The sequence below is a fragment of the Enterococcus sp. JM9B genome (assembly GCF_009933265.1).
GTDB lineage: Bacteria > Bacillota > Bacilli > Lactobacillales > Enterococcaceae > Enterococcus_C > Enterococcus_C songbeiensis.
This window is the reverse complement of the sequence record NZ_MAEK01000026.1, coordinates 1-16,140: the sequence shown is the minus strand read 5'-3', so window position 1 is coordinate 16,140 and position 16,140 is coordinate 1. Positions and strand designations below refer to the sequence as shown.

Annotated in this window: 20 protein-coding genes, 1 pseudogene and 2 other annotated features; of the genes and pseudogenes, 17 read left to right on the top strand and 4 right to left on the bottom strand. The window is 40.4% G+C overall.

Annotated elements, in window-relative coordinates:
* The first annotated feature begins 441 nt into the window (after positions 1-441).
* Positions 442-702, top strand: a complete 261-nt coding sequence (locus tag BAU16_RS07005) for a hypothetical protein (protein WP_048603970.1) — start codon at positions 442-444, stop codon at positions 700-702.
* A gap of 74 nt (positions 703-776) precedes the next feature.
* Positions 777-1,286, top strand: coding sequence for a QueT transporter family protein (locus tag BAU16_RS07000; RefSeq protein WP_048603971.1), 510 nt, complete (start codon positions 777-779; stop codon positions 1,284-1,286).
* 49 nt (positions 1,287-1,335) lie between these two features.
* On the opposite strand, the gene cbpA is transcribed toward BAU16_RS07000, so the two are convergent.
* Positions 1,336-1,977 (bottom strand): cyclic di-AMP binding protein CbpA, encoded by a 642-nt coding sequence (cbpA, locus tag BAU16_RS06995; RefSeq protein WP_048603972.1) that lies wholly within the window; start codon positions 1,975-1,977, stop codon positions 1,336-1,338.
* A gap of 143 nt (positions 1,978-2,120) precedes the next feature.
* Between cbpA and rpmG the strand changes: the two genes are divergently transcribed.
* The 5 genes from rpmG to BAU16_RS06970 all read left to right on the top strand — a co-directional run bounded on the left by rpmG (position 2,121) and on the right by BAU16_RS06970 (position 5,229).
* Positions 2,121-2,273, top strand: coding sequence for a 50S ribosomal protein L33 (rpmG, locus tag BAU16_RS06990; protein ID WP_048603973.1), 153 nt, complete (start codon positions 2,121-2,123; stop codon positions 2,271-2,273).
* 11 nt (positions 2,274-2,284) lie between these two features.
* On the top strand, positions 2,285-2,455 hold the full coding sequence (secE, locus tag BAU16_RS06985; protein ID WP_048603974.1) for a preprotein translocase subunit SecE: 171 nt from the start codon (positions 2,285-2,287) through the stop codon (positions 2,453-2,455).
* 101 nt (positions 2,456-2,556) lie between these two features.
* Positions 2,557-3,099, top strand: a complete 543-nt coding sequence (gene nusG, locus BAU16_RS06980) for a transcription termination/antitermination protein NusG (protein WP_161526784.1) — start codon at positions 2,557-2,559, stop codon at positions 3,097-3,099.
* Between the two features lie 83 nt (positions 3,100-3,182).
* Positions 3,183-4,058: an alpha/beta fold hydrolase gene (locus BAU16_RS06975; protein ID WP_048603976.1), complete on the top strand. Its 876-nt coding sequence runs from the start codon at positions 3,183-3,185 to the stop codon at positions 4,056-4,058.
* Between the two features lie 67 nt (positions 4,059-4,125).
* Positions 4,126-5,229, top strand: coding sequence for a lactate oxidase (locus BAU16_RS06970; protein ID WP_161526783.1), 1,104 nt, complete (start codon positions 4,126-4,128; stop codon positions 5,227-5,229).
* Positions 5,230-5,326: 97 nt separating this feature from the next.
* Here the strand turns inward: BAU16_RS06970 and sdaAA are convergent, their stop codons facing one another.
* Together sdaAA and sdaAB are read right to left on the bottom strand one after the other, a co-directional pair.
* Positions 5,327-6,202 (bottom strand): L-serine ammonia-lyase, iron-sulfur-dependent, subunit alpha, encoded by an 876-nt coding sequence (gene sdaAA / locus BAU16_RS06965; RefSeq protein ID WP_048603978.1) that lies wholly within the window; start codon positions 6,200-6,202, stop codon positions 5,327-5,329.
* A 10-nt stretch (positions 6,203-6,212) separates the two neighbouring features.
* Entirely contained in the window at positions 6,213-6,878 is a 666-nt protein-coding gene (gene sdaAB / locus BAU16_RS06960) for an L-serine ammonia-lyase, iron-sulfur-dependent subunit beta (protein ID WP_048603979.1), read from the bottom strand.
* Positions 6,879-7,161: 283 nt separating this feature from the next.
* On the opposite strand from sdaAB, the gene rplK reads away from it, so the two are divergent.
* The 10 genes and pseudogenes from rplK (at position 7,162) to BAU16_RS06910 (ending at position 15,248) form a co-directional block, all read left to right on the top strand.
* Positions 7,162-7,584 carry a 50S ribosomal protein L11 gene (gene rplK / locus BAU16_RS06955; protein ID WP_048603980.1) on the top strand — a complete coding sequence of 141 codons (423 nt, stop codon included), beginning with the start codon at positions 7,162-7,164 and terminating at the stop codon, positions 7,582-7,584.
* Positions 7,585-7,687: 103 nt separating this feature from the next.
* Positions 7,688-8,377 carry a 50S ribosomal protein L1 gene (gene rplA / locus BAU16_RS06950; RefSeq protein WP_048603981.1) on the top strand — a complete coding sequence of 230 codons (690 nt, stop codon included), beginning with the start codon at positions 7,688-7,690 and terminating at the stop codon, positions 8,375-8,377.
* Positions 8,378-8,440: 63 nt separating this feature from the next.
* Positions 8,441-8,567 (top strand) — a sequence feature (ribosomal protein L10 leader region).
* A 66-nt stretch (positions 8,568-8,633) separates the two neighbouring features.
* Positions 8,634-9,137 (top strand): 50S ribosomal protein L10, encoded by a 504-nt coding sequence (rplJ, locus tag BAU16_RS06945; RefSeq protein WP_048603982.1) that lies wholly within the window; start codon positions 8,634-8,636, stop codon positions 9,135-9,137.
* A gap of 60 nt (positions 9,138-9,197) precedes the next feature.
* Positions 9,198-9,563: a 50S ribosomal protein L7/L12 gene (gene rplL, locus BAU16_RS06940; RefSeq protein WP_048603983.1), complete on the top strand. Its 366-nt coding sequence runs from the start codon at positions 9,198-9,200 to the stop codon at positions 9,561-9,563.
* 132 nt (positions 9,564-9,695) lie between these two features.
* Positions 9,696-9,941 (top strand) — a binding site (T-box leader).
* Between the two features lie 55 nt (positions 9,942-9,996).
* The gene (locus BAU16_RS06935) at positions 9,997-10,920 is read left to right on the top strand and encodes a homoserine O-succinyltransferase (protein ID WP_161526782.1); all 924 of its coding nucleotides are present in this window, start codon (positions 9,997-9,999) and stop codon (positions 10,918-10,920) included.
* A gap of 9 nt (positions 10,921-10,929) precedes the next feature.
* Positions 10,930-12,122, top strand: a pseudogene (locus BAU16_RS06930) (MalY/PatB family protein).
* Complete coding sequence (locus tag BAU16_RS06925) at positions 12,123-13,217, top strand: PLP-dependent transferase (RefSeq protein WP_048603986.1); 1,095 nt, start codon at positions 12,123-12,125, stop codon at positions 13,215-13,217.
* A gap of 94 nt (positions 13,218-13,311) precedes the next feature.
* Positions 13,312-13,500: a hypothetical protein gene (locus BAU16_RS06920; protein WP_048603987.1), complete on the top strand. Its 189-nt coding sequence runs from the start codon at positions 13,312-13,314 to the stop codon at positions 13,498-13,500.
* Positions 13,501-13,655: 155 nt separating this feature from the next.
* Positions 13,656-14,357: a glucosamine-6-phosphate deaminase gene (nagB, locus tag BAU16_RS06915; protein ID WP_048603988.1), complete on the top strand. Its 702-nt coding sequence runs from the start codon at positions 13,656-13,658 to the stop codon at positions 14,355-14,357.
* A gap of 174 nt (positions 14,358-14,531) precedes the next feature.
* Positions 14,532-15,248: an MgtC/SapB family protein gene (locus BAU16_RS06910; protein WP_048603989.1), complete on the top strand. Its 717-nt coding sequence runs from the start codon at positions 14,532-14,534 to the stop codon at positions 15,246-15,248.
* Positions 15,249-15,253: 5 nt separating this feature from the next.
* Here BAU16_RS06910 and BAU16_RS06905 read toward each other — a convergent pair whose 3' ends face one another.
* Positions 15,254-16,063, bottom strand: coding sequence for a DUF92 domain-containing protein (locus BAU16_RS06905; protein ID WP_161526781.1), 810 nt, complete (start codon positions 16,061-16,063; stop codon positions 15,254-15,256).
* Positions 16,064-16,140: the final 77 nt, after the last annotated feature.

The following is a 16,140-nucleotide window of genomic DNA, read 5'->3' as shown; positions in this document are numbered from 1 at the left end:
AGGAATGCAGGAATGGAAAGCAAAACACAAAAAAAGATCTAGTAAGTTATCTTCCATTTCGTATTTTCTCAAGGTTCTGATGTCCACTCAAGAAATACTAGAAAATACTCACTAGACCCTGTTCAGTAAGTAAGGAGTAACTCAAATTCCCACGTCCTTTGTCTCTTTGTTAAGTTTCATAACAATTCTGTTCCTGCAGATCCTATTGCATCTGCTTTACTGGGAACCCTTATGACCCCTTACACTTATTTTATACCATACTCCCTACATTTTAGCAAGCGTTTACATTACCGTCTTAGTACTTTCTTAAGAGTTATGAAAAAGGAGCTTTTTATCCCAAAAGAATAAAAACGATTTCGCTGAATAACTATTGTTTTTATTTGATGAGAAAGTTTGGTATACTTATCTCTGTTGATTTTTTATTGATTTTAAGGAGAGAGTATGAAATACTATCATTTGATCGGAATCTCAGGTGGCTTGTTTGCCCTGCAGTTTCTTTTACAAAATTTACTGCATTTGCCACTTTCCCTAACGGTGAAATGGATTTTTTTGATTGCACAAGGAATATTATTGGTGACGTATGGTGGGTTGACGCTTTTCTATAGTTTTATTTTGCGAAAAGTATCGCCTAAAAAGTCTGCTTCAAAAAAAGTTGTTCCATTAAAAAAAGAGCAAAAGCAGTCCCTGCGTAAAGCCAGCTGAGTAAGCGGCGCTGATCATTCGCGGTTCATCAACCATCCCGCGTCAACAAAACTAGGAGAAAGAAGGAAAGAAACATGCAATTATCAACCAATCAAACCCGGTCTCGTTTAATGGTCGTGGTGACTAATGGAATCATTATGGCGCTTTACATTGCGTTGACGGTTCTTGTGGCACCAGTCTCATCTGGTCCCATTCAGTTTCGTATCTCAGAAAGTTTAAATCATCTGGTGGTATTCAATCGTAAATTAATGTGGGGTGTTTTAGGAGGCGTCATTGTTTATAATTGGTTTTTCGGCTTTGGAATCGCAGATGTGATTTTTGGCGGAGGACAAACCTTTTTAGCACTGGGCTTAACCGCGTTATTGCAGAAAAAAGTTCCCAACGTCTATTGGCGTTTGGCATTGAACACGCTGTTCTTTACGGCAAGCATGTTTTTGATCGCAATCATGCTAGTACCAGAAGGCGGCAAAGCATTTTGGACAACCTATGGCACGTTAGCCTTGAGCGAATTGATCGTTATGGCCGTTTCGGCACCTGTGATGTATCTTTTGGATAAATCACTTCATTTTGAAAAAAGACTATAAAAAAAGCATCCTTTCTCGGTACATACACCAAAGAGAGGATGCCATTTTTTTATTCACCTGCAGTTAAATCTTCCAATTCAACAACTTTGAAATTTTTGTGTTCCAGTTGGTTGATAATCGTGTCGCAAGTCTCTTTGCTGGTTTTTGCCGGCAGCGTAATCAAGGTACGACGAATAAATTCATCTTTACCGATATCTAAGGTGATACAGCTGGCGATGCTGCTGTATTTGGAAATGATTTTTGAAATCATCGCTAAATCGCCTTGTTTTCCGGTGGAAGCAATCGTCAATACATAGCTTCCTTGTTCGATGTTCCAAGATTGAGAAAGCATCGTCAGCAGGGAACTGTGGGTCAAAATTCCATAGAAGTGATTGTCTTCATCTAAAACAGCGATGTAAGGCAATTCTTTGATAGTGAAGAAAACTTTGAAGAAAGAAGAATTCACATAAATAAATTTCGTCGCATTTTTTAAAAGATGCGTTACTGGCAATGTCATATCGCCGCCATTTGATTTGTGACGATAGATGTGCATTTTATAAATATTTCCGCGGAAGATTTTGCCGGTTTCATCAAGAATCGGTACACAGCGGTAGCCGGAATCTTCAAGAATCTTCAGCGCTTCTTCCAGTGTGGCAGTTTCTTTGACTGTGGTTAAATCTTTTTTCTTATATACCATTGTTTTTAAAAGCATAAAGACCCCTCCAATTGTTCCATTTTAACAACTTAATAATAGCATAAATTAAAAATAATGACTAAATTATTCCTGCGATTGACAGAAAAAAAGAAACGTGATAAGTTAAATTGTACGATTGTGTATGACGAGGAGGCACGAAAATGGCAACGAAAAAAGCAGCCTTAGCCTGTTCTGTTTGCGGTTCACGCAACTACTCAAAATCAGTTAGTGAAGGTAAACGGGGCGAACGTTTAGAAATCAATAAGTTTTGTAAATATTGCAATAAATACACGCTTCACAGAGAAACGAAGTAGGGGGCAGAAAAATGAAATTCATCCGCAGTGTCATTGCTGAAATGAAACAGGTCACCTGGCCAAACAAAAAACAATTGCGTAAAGATACCTTAGTGGTTATCGAGACATCGGTTATTTTTGCTGTAATGTTCTTTGTGATGGATACGGTTATCCGGTCCGTGTTTAGTTGGATTTTAAAATAATTCGCTAGCGTGATCATCAAAACGGTGCTATACTGTTTGAGAAGAAAAACTTCGGGGAACTGAGGTTTTTTTATTTTACAATCAGATAAGGAGCCATCAGAATGGAAACTTTTGAAAGAAACTGGTACGTACTGCACACTTATTCCGGCTATGAAAACAAGGTAAAGGCAAACATCGAATCTCGCGCGCAAAGCATGGGAATGGGAGATTTTATTTTCCGTGTTGTTGTTCCTGAAGAAACAGAAACGGAAGTCAAAAACGGCAAATCGAAAGAAATCGTGCATAAAACTTTTCCTGGATATGTTTTAGTCGAAATGACGATGACCGACGAATCTTGGTACGTTGTGCGGAATACACCGGGCGTGACCGGTTTTGTAGGTTCCCATGGCGCCGGCAGTAAGCCAGTACCATTATTGGCAGAAGAAATCAATCACATTCTTCGTTCATTAGGTATGAGTACGCGTCAATCTGATCTTGAGGTTGAAGTGGGAGAAACTGTGAAGATCATCGAAGGAGCATTTGCTGGACTGGAAGGTCAAGTGACTGAAGTTGATGAAGAAAAACAAAAATTGAAAGTCAATATCGATATGTTCGGTCGGGAAACCAGTACGGAACTAGATTTTGAACAAGTAGACAAAATTTAATGACCAGAAAGCTCTCTCTTCCTACAAGAAGGGAGAGTCTATTTTTTTTATAAATGAAGAAGACAAACTATGGAGGAATTAGGATGAAAAAAATTGGTGTCGGTTTATTTTTGGTGCTTTTGATTGGCGGCTGGTTTGGCTATAAAGCCCTCAGCAAAAATACAACTGAGCCAGAAATAACCAACGTACAAGCCGTAAAAGAAAAGGTTCCCACACAAACGAAAACCGCCATTCCAACGATTTTCTTTCATGGTTATTCCGGTGGTCCCAGCTCCTTTGGCGGAATGATTGCTCGCTTTGAAAAAGCCGACATCGCAGAACAAGTGCTGCAATTGCGGGTTTCGCCATCAGGAAAAATTACAGAAAAAGGTACATGGACAGGAGAAAAAGAGAATCCTTTGATTCAAGTTCTCTTTGAAGACAATAAAAATAATGAATGGCAGCAGACGGAGTGGATCAAAAGCTGCTTAACGTATCTCTCCACCACTTATGGAATTGCTAAAGTGAATTTAGTGGGGCATTCCATGGGTGGTGTCAGTAGTTTGCGCTATCTGGAATTAGGGGAAACCGCGGATTTGCCGGAAGTTCAAAAATTTGTTGCAATCGGCGCCCCGTTCAATGATTTTTTGGATACAAGCACAAGTCAATCCATTGAGGATCTAATGGAAAACGGCCCATCTGAAATTTCGGTACGTTACCAAGATTACCAAGGAATGATCCAACAACTTCCGACAACGATTGACTTTTTAGTGATGGGTGGACAACTCAGTGAAGAAGAGCTGACAGATGGAACGGTACCGCTGACCAGTGCGTTAGCAATCAGTGGGCTAGTGACGGCTCATGGAAATAATGTCCAGACAGAAATAGTGACAGGAAACAATGTCCAACACAGCCAACTGCATGAAAATAAACAAGTTGATCAACTGATTGAAAAATTTTTATGGGCAGAGTCAAAATAATTGCTTACTTTTAATAAGTGAATATAATAAGTGTATAGAACTCATTTTTTGAAAGAAGGAATCTCTCATGACTTATCAAGCAAGCAAAGAAGAACATCCAATCGAAATCGTCAATATCGCTTCATTAGAAAAACGAGCACAAGAAACGATGGAAGCCGGTGCATTCGGGTATATCCGTGGTGGTTCAGAAGATGAATGGACGATGGCAGAAAACACCAGTTCCTTTAATAAAAAAACGATTATGCCTCGGGTACTACGAGGTATCGATTCAGCTGATTTACACACGAAATTATGGGATATTCAATTGGAAACACCAATCATTCAAGCGCCATCAGCCGCTCAAGGGTTAGCACATACAAATGGCGAAGCCGACACCGCAAAAGGAGTTGCCGCTGCTGGATCAATTTTTTCAATCAGCACCTATGCCAACACAACCATTGAAGATGCCGCTGCAGCAGCACCAAATGCACCGCAATTTTTCCAATTATATATGAGCAAAGACGATGGTTTTAACAAATTTATTTTAGACAAAGCAGTAAAAGCCGGCGCAAAAGCAATCGTTTTGACCGTTGATTCAACACTTGGGGGCTATCGAGAAGAAGATGTCATCAATCATTTTCAATTCCCACTACCTATGCCGAATTTGGCTGCTTATAGTGAACAAAGCGAAAGCGGCGACGGTGCAGGAAAAGGAATTGCAGAAATTTATGCTGCGGCTAAACAAGCAATTGAGCCGGAGGATATCCAAAAAATCAAAACCTTGACCAATTTACCTGTCGTGGTCAAAGGAATCCAATCACCAGAAGATGCAGAAGTAGCGATTGCTGCTGGTGCAGACGGTATCTGGGTTTCTAACCATGTGGGGCGTCAATTAGATGGTGGACCAGCTTCCTTTGATGTATTACCGGAAATTGCTGCAGTCGTAAATAAACGCGTACCAATCGTATTTGATTCTGGTGTCCGTCGTGGCGAACACGTCTTTAAGGCTTTGGCAAGCGGGGCAGATTTGGTGGCAATTGGCCGTCCAGTTATCTATGGCCTTAACCTTGGTGGAGCAGAGGGAGTAAAATCAGTCTTTGATCATTTGAATAAAGAATTGTCCATCACGATGCAGTTGGCAGGAACAAAAACAATCGAAGAAGTAAAAAATACAAAACTATTTTCCTATTGATTTAACTAAAAATGAATTGTTCCCAAAAAGCTTGGAAAAAATTGAAGTGACCGCAAAAAATGAATTCTTGCCGGCCACTTCAATTTTCTAAGCTTTTTTAATTGTGCTGTTTCTCGAGAAGCTCTTTTTGGAGACGTTGGGCAGTTGGCGTGACTGCCAAGCCGCCTTCTGCTGTTTCTTTGAAAATCGCCGGCATTTGTCGGCCAACTTGATACATTGCAGCGACCACTTCATCAGGAGGAATCACACTTTCGATTCCTGCTAATGCCATGTCGGCAGAAATGAATGCCTGTGAGGAACCCAGCGCATTTCGCTTAACACAAGGAACTTCCACCAGACCAGCTACCGGATCACAAATCAAGCCCATCATATTTTTAAGAGTGATTGCTACAGCTTGTGCCGCTTGATGAGGAGTTCCCCCATTTGCACAGACCAGAGCCGCCGCTGCCATTGCGCTGGCGGAGCCGATTTCTGCCTGACAGCCGCCTTCAGCACCAGAAATTGATGCGTTGTTGGCGATAACCAATCCGAATGCTCCGGCAGTAAATAAGAAATGGACCTGTTCTTCATGGGAAAGCTGCAAACGATCCTTCACTGCAGTTAATACCCCTGCAACGACACCAGCACTGCCGGCAGTTGGGGTAGCACAGATTAGTCCCATTTTTGCATTTACTTCATTCACGGCAATCGCATTTCTGACGGCGGTCAAAATTGTTTCTCCGCTTAAAAACCGATCTGTTTGTAAATAGGTATTTAATTTTTTGGCATCGCCACCGGTTATTCCTGTAACGGAGGTGACTCCTTGAATTCCTTCATCGATTGAACGTTCCATGACCGCAAGATTTTTTTCCATCAAATGAAAAATTTGTTCCCGGTCACGTCCAGTCATTTCGATTTCTGTTTGAATCATCAACTCGGCAACAGAAGAATAATTTTGTGCTTGACTGACTAAATCTTCAATTGAATAAAACATTTTTTTCACCCTAATCAAAATAAGTTACGTTGTCCATATAATCCAACGCTTTTAATTTTTCACAAATTCCTGGTTGTGGTTCATCTACTTCAATGATCATAATCGCTTTTTCACCTTTTGATTCTCTCGTAACAGTCATGGTACCGATATTGGCATTCGCCTCTGACAAAATATTGGTGACTTTAGCAATCATGCCTGGTACGTCTTGGTGGACAGTGATAAAGGTTGGTGTTCCCATTGTTAGAGAAATCTTGAACCCGTTTAATTCGGAAATCTGAATGTTTCCGCCACCGATGGAAATTCCGGTCACAGATAATTTTCGTTTGCCTTTTGTCACGACCATTTTTACGGAATTTGGATGCTCGGCTTTTTCGTTTTTGGGAACGAACAGGACTTCCATTCCCGACTCATGGGCGATCTTTAAAGAGTCTGCTAGGCGGGGATCATCTGGGTCCATCCCTAGTAAACCACCGACCAGGGCGACATCCGTTCCATGTCCTCGATAAGTTTTAGCAAAGGATTCATATAAATAAATATCGACACTATCCGGCTGTTCGCCAAAAATATTGCGGACGACTTTGCCAATCCGCGCAGCACCGGCAGTATGAGAACTGCTGGGCCCAACCATGATTGGGCCAATAATGTCAAAAACACTGCGAAACCGTACTTGTTCCATTTTTTGCACCTCTGAAATTTTCTACTAACTTCTGATTGTAGTGTACCACAAGAAAACAATGAAACGGCAGAAAATCATAGCAGGTAAAAGAAATTTTAAGGCTTTTTCAGTGATGAAAGACGAAAGAGAAAGAGGAAATTGCTTGCAATTTTCTTTGGATATGCTAAAATATCACAGTGTGTGTCAGCACATGGTTATTTTGGTGTGGACACCACGGGTAAAAGTGGGAGGAGAAATATTGATCTCCAATTAACCACATCACGGACTCAAGGAGGTATGTCTCGTGGCAAAGAAAGTAGAAAAAATCGTTAAATTGCAAATTCCTGCAGGTAAAGCAACACCAGCTCCGCCAGTAGGTCCTGCGCTAGGTCAAGCGGGTATCAACATCATGGGATTCACAAAAGAATTCAATGCTCGTACTGCTGATCAAGCAGGTTTGATTATTCCAGTTGTGATCTCAGTATATGAAGACCGTTCATTTACATTTATCACAAAAACACCACCAGCTGCAGTATTGTTGAAAAAAGCGGCTAAAGTGGAAAAAGGTTCAGGCGAACCAAACAAAACGAAAGTTGCTAAAGTTTCACGCGATCAAGTAAAAGAAATCGCTGAATTGAAATTGCCAGACCTAAACGCAGCTGATGTTGAAGCAGCAATGCGCATGGTTGAAGGAACTGCACGAAGCATGGGGATTACTGTCGAATAAGAGCGCAGACCCTAAGGAAGTAGCTTCTCAGTTGGCTCTGTGTTGAAAGACACGGAACACGTGGGAGGTTCTACCGTTATAACCACATCAAGGAGGAAACAAAATGGCTAAAAAAAGCAAAAAAATGCAAGATGCATTGAAAAAAGTTGATACGACAAAAGCTTATTCAGTTGAAGAAGCTGTAGCATTAGCACAAGAAACAAATATTGCAAAATTCGACGCAACAGTCGAAGTTGCTTACAAATTGAACGTTGACCCTAAAAAGGCTGACCAACAAATCCGTGGCGCAGTTGTACTGCCAAACGGAACTGGTAAAACACAAACTGTTTTAGTTTTCGCAAAAGGCGAAAAAGCAAAAGAAGCTGAAGCAGCTGGTGCAGACTTTGTCGGTGACGATGACATGGTTCAAAAAATCCAAGGCGGCTGGTTTGATTTTGATGTCGTTGTAGCTACTCCTGATATGATGGCTACAGTTGGTAAATTGGGTCGTGTTTTAGGGCCTAAAGGCTTAATGCCAAACCCTAAAACCGGTACAGTAACGATGGACGTAACAAAAGCAGTCAACGAAGTAAAAGCTGGTAAAGTAACTTACCGCGTTGATAAAGCCGGAAACGTTCATGTTCCAATCGGTAAAGTATCATTCAGTGCTGACAAATTGATTGAAAACTTCAAAACTATCAATGATGTGTTAGTGAAAGCTAAACCATCTGCAGCAAAAGGTCAATACATGAAAAATATCACCGTAACAACAACTTTCGGACCTGGTATCCATGTAGACCAAGCTTCTTTCTAATTTTTAATTAGAAAAATCAGTGTAAGTATTGACTCGGCTATCTTATTTATGATAAGGTAGTCGAGGTTAATAGTAACTGTACCGAAGACAGTAGGTGACGCAAGTCTTAAACTCCTACCGAGGACGTTTATTGAGATACTTCAATAGTCCCTCTATGTCTACGGTGGCATAGAGTTTTTTATTGTGAATTTTCTTGTTCTTTGAACAGAGATTCTTAAGGAAAACTCTACCATCAAAATCAGGAGGTGAAATTCAAGTGAGTGAAGCAGCTATCGCAAAAAAATCCGCAATTGTTGATGAAGTAACGGAAAAATTTCAACAAGCAGCATCTGTTGTAATCGTTGATTACCGTGGACTGACTGTTGATCAAGTAACCAACTTGCGTAAACAATTACGTGATGCAGGCGTAGAAATGCGAGTAATCAAAAACTCGATCCTTTCTCGTGCTGCCAAAAAAGCTGGTTTAGATGGTTTAGACGAAGTATTTGCTGGTCCTACCGCTGTTGCTTTCAGCAACGAAGACGTGGTTGCCCCTGCAAAAATTATCGATGAATTCTCTAAAGACGCTAAAGCATTAGAAATCAAAGGCGGTATCATTGAAGGCAAAGTTTCTTCATTGGAAGAAATTACTGCATTGGCAAAATTGCCAAACCGCGAAGGTCTTCTTTCTATGCTACTATCTGTTCTTCAAGCGCCAGTCCGCAATGTGGCTTACGCTGTCAACGCAGTAGTAGAAAGCAAAGAAGGAGATGCAGCTTAATTGCCGCATAACCGAATCAAAAAAATCTTATAATTTTTATTTAAATGGAGGAAACCAAAAATGGCATTGAACATTGAAAACATTGTCGAAGAGCTAAAAGGCGCGACAATCTTAGAATTAAACGACTTAGTTAAAGCTATCGAAGAAGAATTTGGCGTATCCGCTGCTGCTCCTGTAGCTGCTGCTGCTGGTCCTGCTGCCGCTGAAGAAGAACAAACAGAATTCACTGTAGAATTAACTGCAGCTGGAGACCAAAAAGTTAAAGTTATCAAAGCAGTTCGTGAAGCAACTGGCTTAGGCTTGAAAGAAGCTAAAGCAGTAGTTGACAGCGCACCTTCAGCAGTTAAAGAAGGAATCGCTAAAGATGAAGCAGAAGCATTGAAAGCTGCTTTGGAAGAAGTAGGCGCAACTGTAACAGTTAAATAATTTTAGTTAATTATTTTAGTCCTAGAAATCTTGATTATTCAAGGGTTCTAGGACTTTTTTTCTCTCCCATCACTAAAAACTCTTTGACATTTTCTGAATTTTCTACTATGATAATCAACAATAACAATAGTCATAAATACGTCGAAAAGAAGAGTACCGATAACGGATTTTTCAAAGAGAGCCTCGGTTGGTGAAAAGAGGTAAGAGGAAGTATCGGGAAGATGGTCTTTGAGTGGGAAAGTGTGAGTCGCAGGATTAGCGCTTTTCGGGTGTGCCCGTTACAGCACCACGGTCTTGCGTTTTGCGCAGTACCTGGGGAGGTTGTTTTTGTGAGAAAACAACAAAGTTAGGTGGTAACACGATGATTTCGTCCTTTCATTTTTGAAGGGGCGTTTTTTTTTATACCCAAAATGAATGAGAGGAAGAATGTTATATGCCAATTAATGTTGCTGAAGATTTTCCGGCAAAATTTGTTTTAGAAAAAGAGGATATTTTTGCGATTGATCATGATCGGGCGATTCATCAAGACATTCGTCCGCTAAAAATTGCTATTTTAAACTTGATGCCGAATAAAATCGACAGCGAGATCCAGTTGTTGCGTTTGATTTCCCAAAGTCCGCTGCAAATCGATATCGATTTTATTCGTATCTCCAGTCATGAATATAAAAATACCAGTATCACTCATTTGAATAAGTTTTATCAAACCTTTGGTGAAATTCGAGAAAACACCTACGATGGGTTGATTATTACTGGAGCGCCGATTGAAAAGCTGCCTTTTGAGGAAGTAAATTATTGGGAGGAGTTAAAGGAGATTTTGAATTGGAGCCAAACAAATGTGACCTCAACACTGCACATTTGTTGGGGAGCACAAGCAGCACTTTATCATCATTACGGAGTGGGTAAAACTCTCTATCCCCGCAAACTTTTTGGTATTTATGCAAATAAACTTGTAGATGAGCATCGTTTGACCCGCGGCTTTGACGATCTTTTTTATACCCCCCAATCTAGATATACTGGGTTGGCAGAAGGACAGATTGATCCTGAAAAATTGCGGATTGTTGCCCGTAATCCAGAGATTGGTGCAACGATTCTGGTCTCTGCTGATGAGCGAAACGTTTTTGTTTTAGGACATTTTGAATATGATACGGAAACCTTAAAAAAAGAATATTTACGGGATCATGAGCGGGGGCTAGATACGGATATTCCAGAAAATTATTTTCACTACAATCATTTGGAGGATGAAATTATCAATCGCTGGCGAAGTCATGCCCATTTGTTTTATCACAATTGGTTGAATGATGTGTATCAAATCACCCCATATCGTTTGGCAGATATTCGTCGAAAAAGTGCAAGTTAGGAGCAGAAAATGGAAAAAGAAATTTTTATAAAAAAATATGCCCAAGAACGCAAACAAACGACTTCTCTAAAATGGGATGCGTTGAAGGAACGTTTTGGAAATGAACAATTGTTGCCTTTATGGGTTGCGGATATGGAATTTAGCGTGCCGGAATCAGTAAAGGATGTGTTGTCTGACCGAATCACCCACGGAATTTTTGGTTATTCTCAAGTACCGGAAAACTATTTTACAGCCTTTGCAGAATGGCAGGAACGGCGCCATGGTATTCACTTACAGAAAGAATGGTTGCGTTTTTCAAAGGGAGTGGTGGAATCACTCTATCATCTGATTCAAATTTTCACCGAAGAAGGCGATAATGTATTGATTCAGCCACCGGTTTACTATCCGTTTTTCAATGCTATTCGTGACACCAATCGCCACGAAATCTTAAATCATCTGGTTCAAAAAGAGGGAAAATACACGGTTGATTTTACGGATTTTGAAGAAAAAATTCGGGAGAATGATGTTAAACTCTTTATCCTTTGTTCCCCACATAATCCTGTAGGACGGGTTTGGCAGGAAGAAGAGCTTGCTAGAATGTTTGAGATTTGTGAACGATACAATGTCTTAATACTTGCTGATGAGATTCATCAGGATTTTATTTATCCCCCCATCAATTTATTTCAGCGTTGCAAGTCTCAAAAGGTGCTTTTCAGAATCAGCTGATTGTCGTCAATGCGCCCTCTAAGACCTTTAATTTAGCCAGCTTGCTAAATGGACACATTTTGATTCCGGATGAAAAGTTGCGACAAATATTTGATCAAAAAATCAAACGATACAGTCAATCGGAAAATAGTTTGTTGGGACAACTGGCAGGAGCAACTGCTTACGAAACCGGAGATGACTGGTTTGCCGGTCTTCGAGAAGTCATTTTAAGCAACTATGAGTTTGTTCGCGAGTCCTTTGAACAAGAGCTTCCAGCCGTAAAAGTAGCGGATTTGCAGGGAACCTATCTACTCTGGCTGGACTTTAGTCAAGTGCTTTTACCAGAAGAAATTGAACCATTCATTAAAGATACCTGTGGACTAGCAGTAGATTTTGGCGGCTGGTTCTCTGAAGAAACGAAACAATTTATTCGTTTAAATTTAGCGACGACACCGGAAAATATTCAGCAGGCTGTTCAACAAATTTTAGCGGGAATCAAAAATAAAGGAGACTTTTAAATGACAGAACAAGCAAATGAAACATTTTTAGCACAAATTGGAAATCACAGCGATCAACAAACCGGTGCAATCAGCGCGCCAATCCATCTTTCAACCACCTATGCACACCCAAAACTTGGGCAAAGTACTGGCTATGATTATACCCGAACGAAAAATCCTACCCGTACAATTGTAGAAGAGGCATTGGCAAAGCTGGAAAATGGGAAACGGGCAGTTGTGACAAGTTCAGGTATGAGCGCGATTCAGTTGGTTTTTGGCCTCTTTCCGCAGGGAGCCACATTTTTAGTAGGACGGGATATTTACGGCGGCAGCTACCGTTATTTTGATTATTTGGAAAAACAAAAAATTGCTACTTTTCGCTATTTTAATGATTTTGACGAATTACTGGCGCAACTTGATGAGCAGGTAGATGCGGTCTTTTTGGAAACACCCACCAATCCATTGATGCACGTCTTTGATATTGCGGCGGTGGCAAAAAAAGCGCAGGCAAATCAAGCAACGCTCATTGTCGACAACACCTTTTTAACCCCATTGCGACAAAAGCCTTTGGATTTGGGTGCGGATATCGTGATTCACTCAGGAACGAAATATTTAGCAGGACATAATGATTTATTGGCAGGCGTTGTGGTGGCAAAGGAGGAAAAAATAGGAGAACAGTTGGTTTGGTTGGCAAATACAACGGGTCCAACTCTGGATTCTTTTGACTCTTGGTTATTTATCCGCAGCTTAAAAACATTGGCAATTCGTCTGGATCGCCAAGAAGAAAATGCACAAAAAATTGCTGAAGCTCTGCGAAATAATGGTGCAGTCAAAGAAGTCCTTTATCCGGAAATTGGTGGAATGATCAGTATTCGTGTAAAAAACGAAGCTAAAATTCCAGAATTTCTCAGCCGGTTATCTGTTTTCACCTTTGCAGAAAGCTTGGGTGGGGTTGAAAGTCTAATCACTTATCCAGTAACCCAGACGCATGCAGATATCCCAAAAGAGCTGCGCGATTCCTACGGGTTGACAGAAGATTTGCTACGACTGTCCATCGGAATTGAATCCGCAGATGATCTGATTGCAGATCTAGCTCAAGCTTTATCGATTCTATAATTCATTTATCTTCAAATAAAATCATATTATTGGTTATTTTTCTGTATGAATGTTACGCTATTTATGTAATAAAAAATAAAGGAGTGGATATTCTATGGTAAATGAAGACAAAATCAAAGGGAAATTTAACGAAATCAAAGGTAAAATCACGGATGATGAGTCGGAAGAACTAAAAGGGAAAATCCAACAAAAAGTTGGGGACGCAAAAGAAGAAGCCGACAAAAAAACCGATGATGCCGCTAAAAAAATAAATGATCATTTAGATAGAGATAAAAACGTTTAAAATCAAAAACTGCCCCTCATTTGCTTGAGAGGCAGTTTTTTGGTTAATGATAAGGAAATCCTAATTTTTCCATCTGGTCTAGACGATTATTGCATCTCGAAAAAAGAAGTGCTATAATTGGGCTATACCAAAAAAGAAAGCTGAGGGACTCGAAGATGGAAATTATTCGCGTGAAAAATGCTGAAGAAGGCGGAAAAAAAGCCTTTGAAATAATTAAAGAAGCAATGGAAAACGGAATCAAAACCTTAGGACTTGCAACGGGAAGCACACCGGTTACTTTATACAAAGAAATGACAGAAAGTGACTTGGACTTTTCAGAATTGACCTCTGTAAACTTGGATGAATATGTGGGCTTGGGCGGTAACGACGCGCAAAGCTACCGTCATTTTATGAATACTCAATTATTTGACAAAAAACCATTCAAAGAAACCTTCGTTCCAAACGGCAAAGCAGAAGATTTAGCAGCAGAATGCAAACATTACGATGAAATCATTGAGAAGCACCCTGTTGATATCCAAATTTTAGGAATTGGTCAAAATGGACATATTGGTTTTAACGAACCAGGTGCACCACTTGACGGCTTGACTTCAGTTGTTGATTTGACAGAATCAACAATCAACGCAAACAAACGTTTCTTTGATAAAGTTGAAGACGTTCCTACAAAAGCTATTTCCATGGGTATCGGATCAATACTAAAAGGTAAAAAAATGATTTTAATGGCGTATGGTGAAGCAAAAGCCGATGCAATCAAAGGAATGATCGATGGTGCGGTTACAACCCACTTGCCAGCATCCGCACTGCAAAATCATTCAGATGTAGTTGTGATTATTGACGAAGCGGCTGGCAGCAAACTGTAATCAATAGCAGATTATCAAAACAGTTGAACACAAGAAAAATCATCTTCAAGATAAAGGACCATTGCCGTCCACTCTTGAAGATGATTTTTTCATTTAAGCTTATAACCCCAATTTTAGGCTTTAGATTTCTATCGGATTTGGAAAACATGGTATAGTGAAAAGGGGGGTGTTCGGATGGCGGATATTGTTTTGACAATACCAGAAATACTTTTACGTTTAGGGTTAGCGATGCTGTTTGGTGGAGTAATCGGTTTTGAGCGACAGTATAAAAATCGTCCGGCCGGTTTACGAACCCACATTTTAGTTTGTATGGGTGCTTGCGTGATCGCTTTGATTCAAGTTGAGATTGCTAGCGAAGCGCTTCGGGAAGCCCTCGCTCATCCAGAGATCATGGGAGTCATACGCTCGGATCAGGGCCGTTTGATTGCCCAAGTCGTGAGTGGTGTTGGATTTTTGGGAGCCGGAACGATCATCGTAACAAAACGCTCTGTCACTGGTTTGACGACAGCCGCTTCTCTTTGGGCGATTGCTGGATTAGGTATTGCCATCGGTATGGGCTATTATGCGATTGCAATCACCAGTTTCGTAGGAATTTTTATTGCTTTGACGATGGTCAAACAAGTGATTCATGTACCAACCACGAAAAAATTAGAAATTCAGTTTATTCACAGAGAAGAATCCAAAGAATTTTTAAGTGAATACTTTGAAAAAAATCGGATTGAAATTGAAGATGTGAATTTTGATATGAAATTTGCGGAGGAACATCGCTTGTACACCAATATCTACACGATCAATCTTCCGAAACATTTAACTTACACCGATGTGATTGAAGAACTTTCAACGTATAAAAACATCACCAAGCTGCGCTTGGTGACGATTCAAACCAATTAAATTTATCAACGGATAAACCAGAGTGACAAGCTGATAGACAAAAGCAAAGTCAATAAACCACTTAAAAAGTTTACACCATCATTATCGAGAAAACGGAGTCCATGAATCAGTATAGTCGGCTGATCGTGATGGCTTCGTTTTTCTATTTTTTTTCCACAGATTTGGCATAAAAATTTTCCCTGAAGTGCGGCTCCTAAAAAACTATCGAACAGTGTGGCAACGATTCCGCTAAAAAAAGGAACGAGAAAATAACCCGGTGTGATCGGATCATGAAAGAGGGTCAATAAGAGATAGAAAACACTGGCTGTTAAAAAACTTGCGATAATTGCTGCAAGTAGTCCTAAGATAGAAATTGCACCGGATGAACCAGTTGTTTCTTGCCGGAAGTCCAAAATATTTCTGGGTGCTTTACGGGAAAGTACCCCAATTTCCGACGACCAAGTATCTGCGGTGGCGCCAGCAATCGTACTTCCACAAGCAATCAGCCAGTAAAATTCCCCTGTCACAAAATACGCAAGGGAGGCAATCAGAAAGGGCAGGCTATTTGCAAAAACCTGAGTGGCCTGACGAAGGGTTTCAATTGGAATTTTTGATTGTTTTTGAACAATTCGGCGGAAAAAATGAATCAGCAATGAGCTGCCGAAAAAGAAGAGGAGCAGCAACCAAGTTCCGCTGGGTGCAAAAGCAAATGCTGTCGCTCCTACCAGCAGCAAAGCTAGGCTGCCGGATAATGTGAGTGCATTAGAAATATAAGCAAGAAAAGCCACAAAGCCACTGCCTAATAAGCCGATACAAAAGGAATAAAAAACAATCATTTGTCCACCTCCGTTGTTACTAAAATTGTAGCATACAATTGAGAAGGCACCAAAAGGAGGTTCTATAATATTTAGTG

What these genes read in the sequence shown, in the direction of transcription:
- BAU16_RS06935 (WP_161526782.1), top strand. Translation starts at nt 9,997, where the DNA reads ATGCCAATTAATGTTGCTGAAGATTTTCCGGCAAAATTTGTTTTAGAA.
- BAU16_RS06920 (WP_048603987.1), top strand. Translation starts at nt 13,312, where the DNA reads ATGGTAAATGAAGACAAAATCAAAGGGAAATTTAACGAAATCAAAGGT.
- BAU16_RS06910 (WP_048603989.1), top strand. Translation starts at nt 14,532, where the DNA reads ATGGCGGATATTGTTTTGACAATACCAGAAATACTTTTACGTTTAGGG.
- BAU16_RS07000 (WP_048603971.1), top strand. Translation starts at nt 777, where the DNA reads ATGCAATTATCAACCAATCAAACCCGGTCTCGTTTAATGGTCGTGGTG.
- rplL (WP_048603983.1), top strand. Translation starts at nt 9,198, where the DNA reads ATGGCATTGAACATTGAAAACATTGTCGAAGAGCTAAAAGGCGCGACA.
- rpmG (WP_048603973.1), top strand. Translation starts at nt 2,121, where the DNA reads ATGGCAACGAAAAAAGCAGCCTTAGCCTGTTCTGTTTGCGGTTCACGC.
- nagB (WP_048603988.1), top strand. Translation starts at nt 13,656, where the DNA reads ATGGAAATTATTCGCGTGAAAAATGCTGAAGAAGGCGGAAAAAAAGCC.
- BAU16_RS06925 (WP_048603986.1), top strand. Translation starts at nt 12,123, where the DNA reads ATGACAGAACAAGCAAATGAAACATTTTTAGCACAAATTGGAAATCAC.
- rplA (WP_048603981.1), top strand. Translation starts at nt 7,688, where the DNA reads ATGGCTAAAAAAAGCAAAAAAATGCAAGATGCATTGAAAAAAGTTGAT.
- sdaAB (WP_048603979.1), bottom strand. Translation starts at nt 6,878, where the DNA reads ATGGAACAAGTACGGTTTCGCAGTGTTTTTGACATTATTGGCCCAATC.
- BAU16_RS06975 (WP_048603976.1), top strand. Translation starts at nt 3,183, where the DNA reads ATGAAAAAAATTGGTGTCGGTTTATTTTTGGTGCTTTTGATTGGCGGC.
- sdaAA (WP_048603978.1), bottom strand. Translation starts at nt 6,202, where the DNA reads ATGTTTTATTCAATTGAAGATTTAGTCAGTCAAGCACAAAATTATTCT.
- cbpA (WP_048603972.1), bottom strand. Translation starts at nt 1,977, where the DNA reads ATGCTTTTAAAAACAATGGTATATAAGAAAAAAGATTTAACCACAGTC.
- BAU16_RS06970 (WP_161526783.1), top strand. Translation starts at nt 4,126, where the DNA reads ATGACTTATCAAGCAAGCAAAGAAGAACATCCAATCGAAATCGTCAAT.
- BAU16_RS07005 (WP_048603970.1), top strand. Translation starts at nt 442, where the DNA reads ATGAAATACTATCATTTGATCGGAATCTCAGGTGGCTTGTTTGCCCTG.
- nusG (WP_161526784.1), top strand. Translation starts at nt 2,557, where the DNA reads ATGGAAACTTTTGAAAGAAACTGGTACGTACTGCACACTTATTCCGGC.
- BAU16_RS06905 (WP_161526781.1), bottom strand. Translation starts at nt 16,063, where the DNA reads ATGATTGTTTTTTATTCCTTTTGTATCGGCTTATTAGGCAGTGGCTTT.
- secE (WP_048603974.1), top strand. Translation starts at nt 2,285, where the DNA reads ATGAAATTCATCCGCAGTGTCATTGCTGAAATGAAACAGGTCACCTGG.